Raw genomic sequence first — 15,825 nt, 5'->3', positions numbered from 1 at the left:
TATAGGTTATAAATGATGAATTAGTAAAATGCATATAAAATCATAGGCTGCTTTGATTGATCTATATACTTTGACGTTTGATTGAATGCATTCAAAGAAAGCATGGGGCAACCTAAGCTTAAACATGCAGGATTTTGAGACTCCGTATCGGGAATACATCCAAAAGAATGGAGAACGATCGCTCTCTGCATTGCATTGCTGTTGGTTTCATCAAGCCCTTTTAAACGGTACGCTTTTCCGAATTTACCAACATAACTTCCTCCAATGGCATATTTCCCAAGAGAAGACTGGTAAGAACCTTCTATATTACTAAACTGTAATGCATCAGAACGGGGAACTACAGAACCAGAACCATGAGATACAACAGCTTTCTGTAGTACTTTATCATTCTTCAAATCATAGATGAAATATCTGTATTTTCCGGAAGGAATTTTAAAATTGATAAAAACAGCCAGTTCCTGATTGTAGTCTTTTCCTTTGATATAGTTTTTAATTTCCGAAATCCTGGATTGAGGCACTCCAAAGGTATTCAACTGCTGTGATTCAGCTTTTGAGCAGGAAATAAGAATTATAAAAAGGAAAATAAAGTGTTTCATCATCTGGTTGTATGTGCTACTCTATGATCATTCCGTCTTTCATGATAAGCTTTCGGTCTGTAATTTCTGCAAGGTTCGGATTGTGCGTTACAATTACAAATGTTTGATTGTATTTATCTCTCAGGTCGAAAAACAACCTGTGAAGATCATCCGCATTCTTAGAATCCAGGTTACCTGTTGGCTCATCCGCAAAGATAATTTTTGGTGAATTGATTAAAGCTCTTGCTACAGCAACTCTTTGTGCTTCACCACCTGAAAGCTGATTAGGCTTATGATTCAATCTTTGTTCTATCTTTAAATCTTCAAATAAAGCATGTGCTTTTTCCATCGCTTCTCTTTCGTTAGCTCCGGCAATTCTTGTAGGAAGCAAAACATTTTCCAATGCCGTAAATTCAGGAAGAAGCTGGTGAAACTGAAATACAAAACCGATATTCTGATTTCTGAATTTAGAAAGCTGCTTATCATTCATATTAATAAATGATTCTCCTGCAATGGCAATTTCTGTATCATATTTATTGGATTGCGTCGGATGATCCAGAGTTCCTAAAATCTGCAGTAAAGTAGATTTACCTGCCCCGGATTCTCCTACAATAGAAACAACTTCGCCCATTTTGATATGAATATCAACACCTTTCAGTACTTCTAAATTCCCATAAGACTTATGGATATTTCTTGCTTTAATCATGATTCAAAAATAGTAACATATTGTTGATTTTACAACAAATTGTGAGAACATTATTGGCACAAAAACAAAAAACCTCCCAAATTGGGAGGTTTGCTTATTATTCAATTCAGAAAATTACAGTAACAACGTTAATGGACTTTCTAAATATGTTCTTAATGTTTGTAAGAATTGAGCACCTGTAGCACCGTCTACCACTCTGTGATCACACGCCAATGAAAGTTTCATGGTGTTTCCAACTACGATCTGACCGTCTTTAACGATTGGCTTCTCGATAATTGCTCCTACTGAAAGGATAGCAGAGTTTGGCTGGTTGATGATACTTGTAAATGTTTCAATACCGAACATTCCAAGGTTAGAAATAGAGAATGTAGATCCTTCCATTTCGTTTGCCTTAAGACCTTTGCTCTTAGCTCTTGAAGCCATATCTTTTACAGATGCAGAGATCTGAGTATAGGTCATCTGATCTGTATTCTTCAATACAGGAACTACTAATCCGTCAGGAATTGCTACCGCTACACCAACATTGATATTCCCTCTGTGGATGATCTTATCACCTGCCCAGCTTGAATTTACCTGAGGGTGTTTTCTTAAAGCAATTGCGGTTGCCTTAATGATCATATCGTTGAAAGAAATTTTTGTATCCGGTAAAGAATTGATTTCTTTTCTTGCCTCAATCGCCTTATCCATGTTGATTTCAACCATCAGATAATAGTGAGGGGCAGAGAATTTACTTTCAGCAAGACGTTTTGCAATTATATTTCTTACCTGTGAGTTTGGAGTCTCTGTATCTTCTCCCTGAACAAAGTTTACCGCAACCTGAGCAGCAGCACTTGCAGCCGGAGCTGAAGCAGCCGGTTTTGCAGATGGCTGATAATTCTCAATATCTTTTTTCACGATTCTTCCGTTTTCTCCGGAACCTTGAACGCTATTGATATCAACTCCTTTATCCTGAGCCATTTTTTTAGCTAATGGAGAAATTGCTACTCTATCAGAAGATGAAGAGTTGGTAGCCGGAGCAGCCTTTTCTTCAGTTTTAGCTTCAACTTTTTGTTCAGCCGGTTTCTCTGATGCCGGAGCAGCAGATTTTGCAGCACCCACAGCAGAAACATCTGTTCCTTCAGGGCCAATGATTGCTAATACTGAATCAACAGGAGCAGCACCTCCCTCTTCAACACCTTGCTTCAATAATACTCCATTGAATTCAGATTCAAAATCCTGAACTGCTTTATCTGTTTCGATTTCAGCAAGAAGATCTCCTTCTTTTACTGTATCGCCTACATTTTTATGCCATTTCGCCACTTTACCTTCTGTCATTGTATCAGAAAGTCTTGGCATCGTAATAACTTCTACTCCTGCAGGAACTTCTGCACCCACAGTTTCAGCAGCCGGAGTTTCTGTTTTAGGTTGTTCTTCAGATTTTTTCTCTTCAGAAGCCGCAGCCGGAGCAGCTGCCCCACCTGTCAATCCTGAAATATCTTCCCCTTCATTACCGATAATTGCCAAAACAGAGTCTACAGCAGCAGCACTTCCTTCTTCTACACCAATGTATAAAAGAGTTCCTTCTACTTCAGATTCGAAATCCTGAACTGCTTTATCAGTTTCAATTTCAGCTAAAATATCTCCTTCTTTTACTTTATCTCCTACTTTTTTATGCCATTTCGCCACTTTCCCTTCCGTCATAGTGTCCGAAAGGCGGGGCATCGTGATAACTTCTGCCATAATTTATTTTAATTTGAAAATTTAGCAATTTGAAAATCTGAAAATTAAAAAAGGATATACTATCACATTCTCAAATTTTCAAATTGTCAAATTAACTCATTATCTTTTAGTTTTCTAATTTGTCTAAGAATGGATAATCTTCCTGAGCATACACATATTCATAGATTTTTTCTGCTTCAGGATAAGGAGAGTTTTCCATGAATTCGATACACTCGTCAACGAAATCTCTTGATTTGTTATCCATAACTTCCAATTCAGCTTCTGTAGCCCATCCATTCTCCAAAATTCTGTGTTTTACCAATTCAATTGGGTCATCATTTTTGTGAACAGCTACTTCTTCTTTAGATCTGTATGGCTCAGCATCAGACATAGAGTGTCCTCTGTAACGGTAAGTTCTTGCTTCGATGAATGTTGGTCCGTCTCCTCTTCTTGCTCTTTCAATTGCTTCATAAGCAGCTTCTGCTACTTTTTCAGGATCCATTGCATCTACAGCTAGACAAGGCATTTCATATCCTAGTCCTAATTTATAGATATCTTCGTGGTTGGCTGTTCTTTTTACTGAAGTTCCCATCGCATATTGGTTGTTTTCAACAACAAATACTACAGGAAGTTTCCAGTTCATCGCCATGTTGAAAGTTTCATGTAAAGAACCTTGTCTTGCAGCTCCATCTCCGAAGAAACAGATGTTTACAGCTTTTCTATCGAAATATTTATCTGCGAAAGCAATACCTGCTCCCAAAGGAATCTGTCCTCCTACGATACCATGCCCTCCATAGAAACGGTGTTCTTTACTGAAAATGTGCATAGATCCACCCATACCTCCGGATGTTCCGGTAGCTTTACCACAAAGTTCAGCCATGATTCTCTTAGGATCTACTCCCATCGCCATTGGATGGATGTGGCATCTGTAAGCAGTAATCATACTGTCTTTGGTAAGGTCCATTGCATGTGTGAATCCGGCAGGAATAGCTTCCTGACCGTTATACAAATGTAAAAATCCTCTGATCTTTTGTTTTAGATAAAGAGAACGGCATTTGTCTTCAAACCTTCTCCACATTGTCATATCTTCATACCACTTCAGGTATACCTCTTTAGAAAATTCTTTCATGTGTTAGCTCTTGCTTTTTTATTATGAAATAGTTGAGCAAAATTATGAAAAAAACTTTGTTTTTATTGTATGCATAAGTAACTTTTCGTTTTTTCTGTGAAATCTACTTGCAGGCCAAGGTGATTATTCTTAATTTTCGAACCATAAGAGCACTCATATATCAACAGCTTATCTGTTATTTTATACGTTCAATATATAAGGAATCATCCTGTTTGTATGGCTTCTCTGAATAATGAATAAGACAGGAATCTCAAAAATATATCACATTTTATTCCTGTTCTTATTTTACCTTTAATTATTGTTAACATGCTTTTTGGTTATTTTACCAGCTGCTTTTGAGGAGAAAATTCTGTAAGTTTCAACGTTCTGTCTTCAATATTATTAACAAAATTACCATGCAGTTTTGCGGTTTGGGCTTTAATATCTTTCCATTCCTGATCTGACATAAATCCTTCCCATGCTTTTTTCATAGAAACCTCATTCTTCCATTCAAGCAAATAGACAAACTCTGCTTTATCCTTATACTCTGACTCCCAAATGGATACAATGGTAAAACCATACTTTTTCATAATTTTCAGGGCGTGGTCTCTGAAACGATCCAGGAAAACCTGCCTGTTTTCTTTGGGAATTTCATAAATCCTTAATTGGTGGATTGGAGGTTTCCCGGAAGAAGAGTCTTTTGAAGAAATCGTTTGTCCGAGAGTAATACCAGAAAGAATAATCAAGAATATGATAAATAGTTTTTTCATTGTAGTATTGGAATTTATGAGTAAAGCTTCTGTATTTAAAATTAAAAATATTAGTATACAAAACAATACAATTCTTCCAAAATCATCTTCTTATGTCATAAGAACGTACTAACATCAATCCCTCAGCCTCATTTGTTTTTTGGGGTTATAATCTTATATTTGACTTTTAAACTTGAATATGGAAGAAAAACAGTCTTCATTGTTGCACAAAATTTCAAAAATTATTTCTGATTTTTTTAATCCTTTGGTTTCTCTCATTATCTTTTTTATATACATGAGTGTCAGAGAATACACCCTTAAAGAGTCTCTTCTTTATTTTCTTCCCGTATTATTAATGGTTGTTGTTCCTGTTGTCATATGGCTGATATGGAATGTAAAAACGGGAAGGTACACCAATATGGATGTCTCCAACCGTGTTCAGAGAAAGACATTATATATATTTATTGCCGCTTGTGTCATTATTTATCTTGCTTTTAATTATATAAAAAATGGGTATGTTGACCTGGTCATGTTATTTATATTAATTCTGCTTTTTGCTCTTCAGATCAGTAATCTATTTATTAAAAGCTCCATGCACACTGCCTTTAATTTATTTGTAGCAGCATTATTTTTCACACTCGACTGGAGAATGGGAATCCTATGGTTCGGAATTGCCGTTCTGGTCGGAATTACAAGAATTATTTTAAAAAGACACACCGTAAAAGAAGTATTTATGGGCGCTGGAATAGCTTTTATGGTATCTTTTATCTATCTTTATTGCAATATTCAATTTCAACATTAAGAAATTCTATGAAAATCAATCATCTTACTGCCGCAGAGGAAAATTTTATGAAGCTGTTTTGGAAAATGGAATCGTTCTATTTGAAGGACATTATGGAGCAGCACCCGGAACCAAAACCACACCAGAACACGGTTTCCACTTATTTGAAAATATTGGTAGAGAAGGGTTACCTGTCTACTGTAAAAGAAGGAAGAATCTTTAAGTATACCGTAATTGTTCCTTTTGAAGACTATAAAAAGTTTTTATTAAAAGAACTTTCACATCATTTTTTTAATGATTCCGGAAAAGAAATCCTGGAGTTTTTATTCAGTGAAAAGTTATTATCACAGGATGATTTAAAGGGATATTTTGATCTGAAGATTGAAATTAAGCCAGCAAAACCGGCCAAGTCCGAAGAACCAAAATTCGAATACGCTGAAGAAATCCTTAATCCGAAAAAAGAAAAGGAGAAGAAAGGAAAAACTAAGGAGAAGGAGAAGGAAAAAGAAAAGGACAAGAAGAAAAAGAAGAAAAAAGAATAAATCAAAGAAACACCAAATCATGAAAACAAAATTTCGGGAAACCTTAAGCCGGACAAATGAAATCATTTTCCGTTACCCGATCGTACTTGTCATGGCTTTACTAGCTGCAGTCTCGGCCATTTGTATGATTGAAAGCAGCAATGAATCGGAATTATTTATTGTTTATTCAAAATTCACCATTTGTACATGCCTGGGAATTTCTTTGATGTTTGCTTTAAAAATGCTTTCTCAAAGAATCGGAAGAGAGCTGTTGTTGCAACTTTTGGGGATCGCTTTTCTTGTGGGCTTCTATTATATTCTACCGGATAAAAAAAACAATTTCACAGAAGTTTACGGGTACATCATTGTTATTACCGCAATCCTTAGCCACCTGCTGGTTTCGTTTATTCCATTTTTGGATAAAAATAAAGAACCCGGATTTTGGCAATACAACAAAAACCTGTTTGTCAATATTTTTCTTACGGCCGTCTTTACAGGCGTTCTTACAGGAGGAGTTGAACTAGCTATTTTAGCCGTTGATAAACTTTTCGATTTCAATTTTAAAGACAAACTGTACACAGATACCTTTTTTGTTCTTGCCATTTTTGGAAGCTCCTTTATCTTTCTTTTATTTAATGAAAAAGGATTGAGTACTCTTGAAAAAGACGGAACCTACCCCGTTGTTTTAAAGTTCTTCACACAGTTTATTTTAATTCCGCTTTTGTTAATTTATGCTGTTATTCTTTACTTCTACTCTTTTAAAATTTTGATTAACTGGCAACTTCCGAGAGGTTGGGTTTCGTATCTTATTTTAGCATATAGTGTTGTCGGAATATTAGCGCTCTTGCTTGTTCATCCTTTAAAAGAACAAAATACAAAATCATGGGTTAAAATATTCTCTAAAGCATTTTATTATACGATCATACCTTTGGTAGTCCTTCTCTTCATCGCAATTTTTACCAGAATTTTAGAATATGGATATACGGAGCCTAGGTATTTTGTTTTGCTTTTGGCAATATGGTTACTCAGTATTGTTACTTATTTTATTCTCAATAAAAAAGCATCCATAAAATTTATCCCGATCAGCTTATTTACTTTTGGAATTTTTGCACTGATCTTTCCTTATCTAAATGCATTCAGTGTTGCCAAAAGAAGTCAGAAAACTGAACTTTTGAAGATTCTGAGTGAACAACAAACGTTGGATAAAGGCTCCATAAACTTTCAAAAGAAAATTACAGATACCATCAGCAATGAAATAGCTGATAAATTTGAATTTTTGGCAACAAGAAAACAGGAAAACTTTTTATATGATTTACTCAATAAAGAGGATCGCGCTGACCTGGCAAAAAATATAAATGAAGGAGATTTCTATCTGACGCGATATACTATCCAGAAGAAATTTGTCAACCTTAATAAAACTTCAAAAGATAATACAACTGAAATAGACAGGCTTGTTATTCTTTCCGAACAGCAGGCAATAGAAATTGGCGACTACCGGTACCTGATTTCCTTTCCCCGTTATAATAACCAGGAGGCGCAAAACTTACAGGAAGATCAGTTTAAATTAACCGACGAGTTGGATCAGAAATCATCTTTAAAATTAAATTTAAATTCAAAGGATGAAGTAGATTTCGGGCCTCAGATTATGGCATTGTTTAAAGAAAATCAAGGAAAAACAGGAACAGTAAAAGTTCCGCATATTGAAATGACTGCCAATCTTGGAAAATATCGTATTAAACTTATTTTCAAACAGATTACAAAAGAGAAAGACTCTTATAATAATAAAGATTACATTTATTTCGAAGATGCTTATCTCCTGATTAAATAAAATAACAAGAGGCTGTTTCATTAAGAAACAGCCTCTTGTTATATATACAAACTTTGTATTTTTTATTTTTTAGCGTTGGGTTCCCGTACTCCAAACCGGATTAAGATTTCTACCATAAATTACCAGATTCCCGTCATTCTGTACCATAAGTTTTTCGGCTCCTTTTCCGAAAGTATTTGAACTCCAGATTGATTTATTGTATCTGTCATAAATAACGAGATTTCCATCATTCTGAAATTCTGCTCTGTCTCCTCTCCTTTCTGTTCCTGCGCCCCATATTGCATTTCCGTTACGATTTGAAAGAACCAGGTTTCCGTCATTTTGGAAAATCAGGTAATAGTTACCATTAGAAGAATAAAGTTTTTCGCCCCCACGGAGCTTATATCCTTTATTTACATAATCTCTTCTAAAACCATAATCGTTGCGGGAATTATTATTGATGGGTTTACCTCCGCTTTTAGAGGCCCATAAAGGATTTGATCCATTGTAGATAACCAAATTTCCATCATCCTGAACAGTTAATCTGTCTGCTCCTTTACCATACGTATTAGAAGTAAACGCTACTCCATTTGCAGGTGTGTATACTACCAAATTTCCATCTTCCTGAAATACAGCTTTCACCCCTCTGTCTGTTGTTTTCGTATCCCAGACCGGAGAACCATCTCTTGTATACAATACCAGATTTCCGTCGTTTTGAAACATCAGATAATATCCGTTATCTGTTCCCCAATACTTTCTATTTTGTTGCAGCGTCTGGCCGTTATAAATATTTTGCGCATTCAATAAGAATCCACTAAACACCATTACTAATGATAATAAATGTCTTTTCATTACTATTATTTTTTTGATGAATTAAAAATTCTAAAATTATGCCAAAAAATTATAAACCTACCATCACAATTACTAATCAAGTGATTCACTGAAAATTAAATTTTGATCAAAAATAGTAATCTCAATAATACTATTCGTTTTAAAATTTACTATTTCAGATGCAGATACTATATTTGTAAAAAAAAATGCATAAAAAAAGCGGCTTAAAAAGCCGCTTCATATTTTTACCAACGATTTCCGCCTCCACTACGGTTGTTGTTACCACCACCATAGCCTCCGCCTCTGTTGTTGTTGTTACCATAACCACCACCACTTCTGTTGTTATCGAAGCTTCTTCTTGGCTTCTCTTCTCTTGGCTTAGCTTCTGATACGTTCAGTGTTTTTCCGTTGAATTCTTTTTGATTAAGAGCTTCAATAGCCTGCTTCCCTTCTTCATCACCCATTTCTACGAAACCGAAACCTCTGGAACGACCAGTTTCTCTGTCTGTAACGATTTTGGCAGATGATACATCTCCAAATTCTGCGAATAGATCGTGCAACTCATACTCTTTAGTTGCGTAATTGATGTTTGAAACAAAAATGTTCATTTTAAAATAAATTAAAAAATTAATAAAAATTTGGTATATAAAAGAAAAGCAACATAAATTAATGAACAAATATTGATTCCAAATATAAACGTATGCAAGATACAATTAATAATTTCAAATCAAAGCTTTTTTTAAACATTTCTCACATTATGTTGAATCGAAAAAAGCTATTTAATCGAAAAAAAGCAAATATTTATTGTTTTTCAATAAATAATTATTGATATTTGCATCAAATTAAAATATAATTAATATGAAAACAACAAAAATTATTTCCGTACTCAACGTTATAGCCTGGATTATATTTATCGGCTCATGTGTAAAAGCTGGCGCACTTGCCTTTTCATTTATCGTAACCATCGTAAACCCTGATGGAGCAAAGAATCTTTACGAAGGACTTAATCTCTATGAACTGTATCAATATAATATCAATTCATATAAACTGATGATGTCAAGTACTATATTTTTAGCGGGATACAAAGCTTATCTGGCGTTTCTTGTTGTTCAGATCTTTCAGAAGATTAATCTGGCAGCTCCTTTCAGTGAAACGGTAATGCGACTCATTACAAAAATCAGCTATTCTGCATTAGCTATCGGCATCCTTTCTTTACTAGCAATGTCTTACAGCGAAGATTTTATTAAAAAAGGAATTCAGCTAAGCAACATCAATGATTTTATAGGATTTGGAAGTGAATATTTGTTTTTTGGAGGAATCATTTTTATCATTGCACAAGTATTTAAAAGAGGAATAGAAATACAATCTGAAAACGATTTAACAATATAGATTATGCCGATTATAGTAAATTTAGATGTGATAATGGCCAAAAGAAAAATGTCATTGAATGAGCTGTCAGAAAAAGTAGATCTTACACTATCTAATCTTTCTATTTTAAAAACCGGCAAAGCAAAGGCAGTGCGCTTTAGCACCCTGGAAGCTATATGTAAAGCTTTGGATTGCCAACCCGGCGAAATTTTAGAATATAAAGAATAATATTTATCATTAAAAAATCTGGATCTTTGTGATTCAGATTTTTAATTTTTAATAACCATCTCATTTAAATTGAAATGAAACTTCATACCACCAATTATACAAATACTCTTATTCAGGTTGCAGAAGATTGTCCCGTTTCTCAATCACAGATTCCTCCTGAAAAGAAAGAAAAGACATTAGCTCTTCTTCAATATGAAAAAATCGTTAAAAATCCTTATCAATACTCTTCTGACGATATTATCTTTGAATGTTATGCTATAAAAAACGACATATCGGAAGGTGATAAAAAGGAAGAAAGAGAAAAGTTTTTTTCCAAGGGCCAGGCGTGCCTTCGCTCTTCACCTCTTGCCAAGAGATACGGATTCGGATTCCATCATAACTTGGAAGGAAAAGTGGCTTTATTACCGGTAGAAAGTGAAGAATATCAAAAACTGCTCAATGACCTGTCTGTTGAAAAAACAAAAGCCATGCGTTCCAAAAGAAAATGATTGAGAAAATGAATAATTCTCTTTTGATCAATAAATACTATTCTTTTGATAACATCAGCTTTTAACCTTAAATTTGTACTACAAATTATTAAAAAATGAACTACCATACCAGAAAATGGGTAAAACCAGAAGATTTAAATCCCAATCATTCTCTTTTTGGAGGAAGATTGCTTCAATGGATCGATGAAGAAGCAGCGTTGTATGCAATCATCCAATTAGAAAACACAAAAGTAGTTACCAAATTCATCTCCGAAATCAATTTCGTAAGTTCTGCCAAACAAGGTGATATTATAGAAATCGGAATTGAGGCGACCCATTTCGGTTCCTCTTCCGTTACGTTAAAGTGTGATGTCAGAAACAAAATGACCCATCAGACCATTATTACCGTTGATAAAATTGTGATGGTTAATCTTGATAATGAAGGAAACCCTTCTCCTCATGGTAAAACCCAGATCGAATTTGTAAAAGATAGGTTAAACGGCAGCCTATGAAAATTTTCATAAAAAATATGGTCTGCAACCGATGTATTGCAGCTGTTGAAAATATTTTCAATACCACAGGTGTGCAGACCGACTCAATTATATTAGGAGAAGTAGAAACGAAATCTGAAATCCCTGCCGAAAAGATTCAGATCATTGAAAAACAACTGCTCGAAAACGGCTTTGAAAGAATTATGGATTCTGCGCACCAATTGATTGAGAAAATAAAAAACCTGATCATTGTAAAAGTCAGTGAACTGGATATTGATGAAGATTTTTTGCTTTCTGAATTTTTAAGCTCAAAGCTTCATAAAGATTACAGTTCTCTTTCAAAAACCTTTTCACAAAACGAAAACATTACGTTAGAACAATTCTTTATCCTGCAAAAAATTGAAAAAGTAAAAGAACTTCTTTTATATAATGAGTTCAACTTAACGGAAATTGCTGGAAAGCTTGGTTATAAAAGTGTTCAGCACTTATCTACCCAATTTCGTAATGTGACCGGATTTACCCCAACAGAATTTAAAAAACTCAAAGATCATCACAGAAAACCGCTAGACAGTCTATAGTTATCTGAAAGGTGTGAGAGTCGGAGAGTTAGTTGTACATTATAATCAACTCTCCCACTCTAATACTCTAATACACTCCCACCCTTAACCTTATCAATCTAAATTTTATAACTATTATCCTTAAATTTATAACAACCTTAGAAGTTCATTTTGGAACTTTGTAGTATAAATTTAAGAATCATGGTACAACAGTATAAAATACTCGGAATGACCTGCTCAGGCTGTCAGAAAAAGATTTCCAATCAACTGAACAGTCTTCAGGGTGTAGAAGCCGATGTCAATCTGGAAAACAATACTGCAACGATCACTTCCGATCAGAAAGTAGAACTTTCAACACTTAATAATGCTTTAGCAGAAATAGGAAAATACAGACTTGAAGATCCGAATACTCCTGAAAAATCTTTTATAAAGCCTCAGGATCGCGTATCTCCGTCATCCGTATATTATTGTCCTATGGAATGTGAGGGTGATAAAGTATACTTCAAACAGGGAGAAAGATGCCCGGTGTGCAATATGTATCTGGTTCCCATTGAAGAAAAACTGGCGAAAGATCCTCATTATAAACCAACCTACTCTTCTACTCATCTTCCTGAGAATTTTAAAGATAATATTGGAAAACATTATTGTCCGATGTTTTGTGAAGGTGATAAGGTCTATGAAGAAAAAGGCGATTGCCCGGTTTGTCATATGCATCTGGAGGAAATCACTCAAGATCTTGTCAACAATGCAGATACAACTCATCAACATTCACATTCACACCATCATGACCATAGCCATCATCATGAAGCTCCCAAAGTTACTGATGAAATGGCCGGTAAGTATTACTGCCCAATGTATTGTGAGGGAGACAAAACTTATGATTCAAATGTAGGCTGTCCGGTTTGCGGGATGGATCTTGTTAAATATCCTGAAAAGAAAACAGCCAAATACACCTGCCCGATGCATCCTGAAATCATTCGCGATGAACCTGGAGACTGTCCTATTTGTGGAATGGATTTAGTAAGAATGCCTGACAGCGGTGATGATGATGAAGATGAAACCTATAATATATTAAAAAGGAAATTTATTATTTCCCTCGCATTTACCGTTCCGGTTTTTATCCTTTCCATGGGTGGAATGTTTATCAATTTTCCTTTTTCTCATCAGGTTCAGGGATTTATCGAGCTTGCTTTAACACTTCCGGTGATGTTTTACTCCGGTTGGTTCTTATTAAAAAGAGGCTGGGTTTCTTTTAAAACATGGAACCTCAATATGTTCAGTCTCATTGCTCTTGGTGTAGCTGCAGCATTTATTTTCAGTATTGTAGCGTTGGCTTTCCCGGACATTATTCCTCATGAAATCCGGGGACATAATCATGAAATCCCATTATACTTCGAAGCAGTCTGTGTGATTCTGACACTTGTTATCCTGGGACAATTGATGGAAGCTGCAGCCCATAAAAAGACAGGCAATGCCATCAAGGAATTAATGAATCTTTCACCTGACGAAGCCAATCTTATGATAAATGGTGAAGAAAAGAAAGTATTGCTTTCTCAGGTTAAAATCGGAGATCTTCTAAAAGTAAAACCGGGTGAGAAAATTCCGGTGGACGGGAAAATAACTGAAGGAAATTCAATAGTAGACGAAAGTATGATTACCGGAGAGCCTGTTCCTGTTGAAAAAAGTGTAGATGATAAAGTTTCTTCAGGAACGATCAACGGCAATCAGGTATTTATTATGAAGGCTGAAAAGGTAGGTGATGAAACCTTGCTTTCACAGATCATCAAAATGGTAAATGAAGCCAGCCGAAGCAAAGCTCCTATTCAGAAATTAACGGATAAAGTCTCAAAAGTTTTTGTCCCTGTCGTTATTCTTATCGCAGCACTGACTTTCGTTTTATGGCAATTTTTTGGCCCGGAAGGAAAAAGAAGTTTATTTGCTTTTGTAAATGCTGTTGCTGTTTTAATCGTCGCTTGTCCTTGTGCTTTAGGACTTGCTACTCCGATGTCTTTAATGGTAGGAATCGGAAAAGGTGCTAAAAACGGTATTCTGATCAAAAACGCAGAAGCTCTTGAACAAATGAACAAAGTCAATGTTTTAATTACCGATAAAACAGGAACCTTAACGGAAGGCAAGCCGTCTGTAGAATACATTGAAACAGTGAACAGTGAAGATAAAAATCAAATCTTAAAACTAGCCTACTCTTTAAATCAAAACTCAGAGCACCCTCTATCCAATGCCGTAATCAAAAGAGCGAAAGAAGAAAATATTACTTCTGAAAAAGTAGATCAGTTTGAAAATATTTCAGGAAAGGGAGTTAAAGGAAATATTAATGGAAAAACAGCTTACCTGGGGAATGAAAGCCTGCTAACCTCCCATCAGATTCAAATCCCTGAAGACTTAAAGCAGAAAGCCATAGAAGTACAATCAAAGGCACATACCATTTCTTATATTGCACAGGATCAGCAGGTATTAGGATTCATCAGCTTTACAGATAAAATTAAGGAAAGTTCTAAAAAAGCGGTTACACAACTGATGAGTGAAGGAATTGATGTTATGATGATGACCGGTGACAATGAACATACAGCAAAAGCTGTTGCAGATGAGCTGGGAATAAAACATTTTAAAGCAAATTGTCTTCCTGAAGATAAATTGAATGAAGTAAAAAAACTTCAGCAGCAAGGTAAAATCGTGGCCATGACCGGAGACGGCATCAACGACTCCCCTGCATTGGCTCAATCGAATGTAGGAATCGCTATGGGAACCGGGACCGATGTCGCCATTGAAAGCGCAGAAATCACATTACTGAAAGGAGATATTTTAGGTGTTGCAAAAGCGAAATTATTAAGTGAGAAGCTTCTTAAAAATATTAAAGAGAATTTATTCTTCGCTTTTATTTACAATGTTTTGGGAGTTCCTGTTGCGGCAGGATTATTGTATCCATTCTTTGGAATTCTATTATCCCCGATGATTGCTGCTGCGGCGATGAGCATCAGTTCTTTATCAGTAATTTTGAATTCATTACGATTAAATTCCGTTGATTTGGATATAAAATAATACGATGAAAAAAGAAAATCTTTACATTGGATGTTCAGGATTTTATAATAACGACTGGAAAGGGTCTTTATATCCTGAGAATGCCCCAAGTAAAGATTTTCTTTCTTTATATGCAAAGACTTTTAATACCGTTGAAATTAATTCAACATTTTATAGAAAACCTACCGCCAAAACACTTCTGAAATGGTATGATGAAACGCCTGACTCATTCAGATTCTTTATTAAAATTCCTAAATCCATTACCCACCAAAGCCGGCTTTTGGATTCAAAAGAAGAAATTACAAGCTTCTGCAATCATATTCAAACTCACCTCAGAGATAAGCTTTCCGGGTTTTTGTACCAGTTTCCGCCTTCTTTCAAAAATACTCAGGAAAATATAGACCGTATTAAGGAAAACCTTGATTTTAACTATATTAATGTGATTGAATTCCGGGATGAATCCTGGTGGAGGCAAGATATATTTGACCTTTTAAAAGATATCAATATTGTTTTTTCCGGGGTAAGCTTTCCAGGTAACCTTCCGGAAGAACCTGTTACTAATCATCCTGAAATATTTTACTACAGACTTCACGGCAAGCCTGTTCTTTATAAATCTTTATACAGTAAAGATTTTTTAAACGATCTCTCCGAAAAGATTAAGCACCATCCACAAAAAATTTTTATTTTCTTTAATAACACCTGGGGAACATCGGCAATCGAAAATGCGATCTATTTAAAAGAAATTTTAGAATAAGACTAATTTACTTTAAAACGTTCATCATTCATTTGTTAAATTAAAATAATTCCCCAAAACAGGAAGAATAAGGAAATATCAATAAATATAGAGAACAACTATCGTTTTACTATTTATAAATGTTAATGATTACCGAAAACAAAATCAT

The 15,825-nt window shown here is 35.0% G+C and carries 17 protein-coding genes; 10 read left to right on the top strand and 7 right to left on the bottom strand.

All coding sequences use genetic code 11. The features are described from left to right. Nucleotides 1–20 precede the first annotated feature (20 nt). The 5 genes from EG342_RS16535 to EG342_RS16515 all read right to left on the bottom strand — a co-directional run bounded on the left by EG342_RS16535 (nucleotide 21) and on the right by EG342_RS16515 (nucleotide 4,857). Entirely contained in the window at nucleotides 21–599 is a 579-nt protein-coding gene (locus tag EG342_RS16535) for a murein L,D-transpeptidase catalytic domain-containing protein (protein ID WP_103293650.1), read from the bottom strand. Between the two features lie 13 nt (nucleotides 600–612). Continuing rightward, a complete protein-coding gene (locus EG342_RS16530; RefSeq protein WP_103293651.1) occupies nucleotides 613–1,281 on the bottom strand; it encodes an ABC transporter ATP-binding protein in 669 nt (222 codons plus the stop codon). 114 nt (nucleotides 1,282–1,395) lie between these two features. Next, nucleotides 1,396–3,000 carry a pyruvate dehydrogenase complex dihydrolipoamide acetyltransferase gene (locus EG342_RS16525; RefSeq protein WP_103293652.1) on the bottom strand — a complete coding sequence of 535 codons (1,605 nt, stop codon included), beginning with the start codon at nucleotides 2,998–3,000 and terminating at the stop codon, nucleotides 1,396–1,398. 106 nt (nucleotides 3,001–3,106) lie between these two features. Further along, complete coding sequence (gene pdhA / locus EG342_RS16520; RefSeq protein WP_103293653.1) at nucleotides 3,107–4,108, bottom strand: pyruvate dehydrogenase (acetyl-transferring) E1 component subunit alpha; 1,002 nt, start codon at nucleotides 4,106–4,108, stop codon at nucleotides 3,107–3,109. A gap of 317 nt (nucleotides 4,109–4,425) precedes the next feature. Beyond that, the gene (locus EG342_RS16515; RefSeq protein ID WP_103293654.1) at nucleotides 4,426–4,857 is read right to left on the bottom strand and encodes an NIPSNAP family protein; all 432 of its coding nucleotides are present in this window, start codon (nucleotides 4,855–4,857) and stop codon (nucleotides 4,426–4,428) included. A 178-nt stretch (nucleotides 4,858–5,035) separates the two neighbouring features. Here EG342_RS16515 and EG342_RS16510 point away from each other — a divergent pair, with 178 nt between their 5' ends. The 3 genes from EG342_RS16510 to EG342_RS16500 are packed head-to-tail and all read left to right on the top strand — an operon-like array spanning nucleotide 5,036 to nucleotide 7,966. After that, nucleotides 5,036–5,638 carry a phosphatase PAP2 family protein gene (locus EG342_RS16510; RefSeq protein ID WP_103293655.1) on the top strand — a complete coding sequence of 201 codons (603 nt, stop codon included), beginning with the start codon at nucleotides 5,036–5,038 and terminating at the stop codon, nucleotides 5,636–5,638. A gap of 8 nt (nucleotides 5,639–5,646) precedes the next feature. Then, nucleotides 5,647–6,159, top strand: coding sequence for a BlaI/MecI/CopY family transcriptional regulator (locus EG342_RS16505; protein ID WP_103293656.1), 513 nt, complete (start codon nucleotides 5,647–5,649; stop codon nucleotides 6,157–6,159). A 19-nt stretch (nucleotides 6,160–6,178) separates the two neighbouring features. Continuing rightward, nucleotides 6,179–7,966 carry a DUF4153 domain-containing protein gene (locus EG342_RS16500; protein WP_103293657.1) on the top strand — a complete coding sequence of 596 codons (1,788 nt, stop codon included), beginning with the start codon at nucleotides 6,179–6,181 and terminating at the stop codon, nucleotides 7,964–7,966. A 69-nt stretch (nucleotides 7,967–8,035) separates the two neighbouring features. On the opposite strand, the gene EG342_RS16495 is transcribed toward EG342_RS16500, so the two are convergent. After that, nucleotides 8,036–8,797: a curculin domain-containing protein gene (locus tag EG342_RS16495; RefSeq protein WP_103293658.1), complete on the bottom strand. Its 762-nt coding sequence runs from the start codon at nucleotides 8,795–8,797 to the stop codon at nucleotides 8,036–8,038. A 224-nt stretch (nucleotides 8,798–9,021) separates the two neighbouring features. After that, nucleotides 9,022–9,384, bottom strand: a complete 363-nt coding sequence (locus EG342_RS16490; protein WP_103293659.1) for an RNA recognition motif domain-containing protein — start codon at nucleotides 9,382–9,384, stop codon at nucleotides 9,022–9,024. 250 nt (nucleotides 9,385–9,634) lie between these two features. Between EG342_RS16490 and EG342_RS16485 the strand changes: the two genes are divergently transcribed. From EG342_RS16485 to EG342_RS16455, 7 genes are all read left to right on the top strand, one after another. Beyond that, on the top strand, nucleotides 9,635–10,165 hold the full coding sequence (locus EG342_RS16485; RefSeq protein WP_103293660.1) for a DUF2975 domain-containing protein: 531 nt from the start codon (nucleotides 9,635–9,637) through the stop codon (nucleotides 10,163–10,165). A 3-nt stretch (nucleotides 10,166–10,168) separates the two neighbouring features. Continuing rightward, nucleotides 10,169–10,372, top strand: a complete 204-nt coding sequence (locus EG342_RS16480) for a helix-turn-helix domain-containing protein (RefSeq protein ID WP_027375204.1) — start codon at nucleotides 10,169–10,171, stop codon at nucleotides 10,370–10,372. Between the two features lie 74 nt (nucleotides 10,373–10,446). Further along, on the top strand, nucleotides 10,447–10,860 hold the full coding sequence (locus tag EG342_RS16475; RefSeq protein WP_103293661.1) for a DUF6157 family protein: 414 nt from the start codon (nucleotides 10,447–10,449) through the stop codon (nucleotides 10,858–10,860). 95 nt (nucleotides 10,861–10,955) lie between these two features. Continuing rightward, nucleotides 10,956–11,351, top strand: a complete 396-nt coding sequence (locus EG342_RS16470) for an acyl-CoA thioesterase (RefSeq protein ID WP_103293662.1) — start codon at nucleotides 10,956–10,958, stop codon at nucleotides 11,349–11,351. Continuing rightward, nucleotides 11,348–11,908: a helix-turn-helix domain-containing protein gene (locus EG342_RS16465; RefSeq protein WP_103293663.1), complete on the top strand. Its 561-nt coding sequence runs from the start codon at nucleotides 11,348–11,350 to the stop codon at nucleotides 11,906–11,908. Before EG342_RS16470 ends, EG342_RS16465 begins: the two co-directional genes overlap by 4 nt. A 180-nt stretch (nucleotides 11,909–12,088) precedes the next feature. Continuing rightward, nucleotides 12,089–14,944 (top strand): heavy metal translocating P-type ATPase, encoded by a 2,856-nt coding sequence (locus EG342_RS16460; RefSeq protein WP_103293664.1) that lies wholly within the window; start codon nucleotides 12,089–12,091, stop codon nucleotides 14,942–14,944. A gap of 4 nt (nucleotides 14,945–14,948) precedes the next feature. Beyond that, entirely contained in the window at nucleotides 14,949–15,677 is a 729-nt protein-coding gene (locus EG342_RS16455; RefSeq protein ID WP_103293665.1) for a DUF72 domain-containing protein, read from the top strand. Nucleotides 15,678–15,825 lie beyond the last annotated feature (148 nt).

It is taken from the genome of Chryseobacterium lactis (genome assembly GCF_003815875.1).
GTDB lineage: Bacteria > Bacteroidota > Bacteroidia > Flavobacteriales > Weeksellaceae > Chryseobacterium > Chryseobacterium lactis.
This window is presented reverse-complemented; position numbering and strand designations above follow the sequence as displayed.

What these genes read in the sequence shown, in the direction of transcription:
- EG342_RS16535 (WP_103293650.1), bottom strand. Translation starts at nt 599, where the DNA reads ATGATGAAACACTTTATTTTCCTTTTTATAATTCTTATTTCCTGCTCA.
- EG342_RS16530 (WP_103293651.1), bottom strand. Translation starts at nt 1,281, where the DNA reads ATGATTAAAGCAAGAAATATCCATAAGTCTTATGGGAATTTAGAAGTA.
- EG342_RS16525 (WP_103293652.1), bottom strand. Translation starts at nt 3,000, where the DNA reads ATGGCAGAAGTTATCACGATGCCCCGCCTTTCGGACACTATGACGGAA.
- pdhA (WP_103293653.1), bottom strand. Translation starts at nt 4,108, where the DNA reads ATGAAAGAATTTTCTAAAGAGGTATACCTGAAGTGGTATGAAGATATG.
- EG342_RS16515 (WP_103293654.1), bottom strand. Translation starts at nt 4,857, where the DNA reads ATGAAAAAACTATTTATCATATTCTTGATTATTCTTTCTGGTATTACT.
- EG342_RS16510 (WP_103293655.1), top strand. Translation starts at nt 5,036, where the DNA reads ATGGAAGAAAAACAGTCTTCATTGTTGCACAAAATTTCAAAAATTATT.
- EG342_RS16505 (WP_103293656.1), top strand. Translation starts at nt 5,647, where the DNA reads ATGAAAATCAATCATCTTACTGCCGCAGAGGAAAATTTTATGAAGCTG.
- EG342_RS16500 (WP_103293657.1), top strand. Translation starts at nt 6,179, where the DNA reads ATGAAAACAAAATTTCGGGAAACCTTAAGCCGGACAAATGAAATCATT.
- EG342_RS16495 (WP_103293658.1), bottom strand. Translation starts at nt 8,797, where the DNA reads ATGAAAAGACATTTATTATCATTAGTAATGGTGTTTAGTGGATTCTTA.
- EG342_RS16490 (WP_103293659.1), bottom strand. Translation starts at nt 9,384, where the DNA reads ATGAACATTTTTGTTTCAAACATCAATTACGCAACTAAAGAGTATGAG.
- EG342_RS16485 (WP_103293660.1), top strand. Translation starts at nt 9,635, where the DNA reads ATGAAAACAACAAAAATTATTTCCGTACTCAACGTTATAGCCTGGATT.
- EG342_RS16480 (WP_027375204.1), top strand. Translation starts at nt 10,169, where the DNA reads ATGCCGATTATAGTAAATTTAGATGTGATAATGGCCAAAAGAAAAATG.
- EG342_RS16475 (WP_103293661.1), top strand. Translation starts at nt 10,447, where the DNA reads ATGAAACTTCATACCACCAATTATACAAATACTCTTATTCAGGTTGCA.
- EG342_RS16470 (WP_103293662.1), top strand. Translation starts at nt 10,956, where the DNA reads ATGAACTACCATACCAGAAAATGGGTAAAACCAGAAGATTTAAATCCC.
- EG342_RS16465 (WP_103293663.1), top strand. Translation starts at nt 11,348, where the DNA reads ATGAAAATTTTCATAAAAAATATGGTCTGCAACCGATGTATTGCAGCT.
- EG342_RS16460 (WP_103293664.1), top strand. Translation starts at nt 12,089, where the DNA reads ATGGTACAACAGTATAAAATACTCGGAATGACCTGCTCAGGCTGTCAG.
- EG342_RS16455 (WP_103293665.1), top strand. Translation starts at nt 14,949, where the DNA reads ATGAAAAAAGAAAATCTTTACATTGGATGTTCAGGATTTTATAATAAC.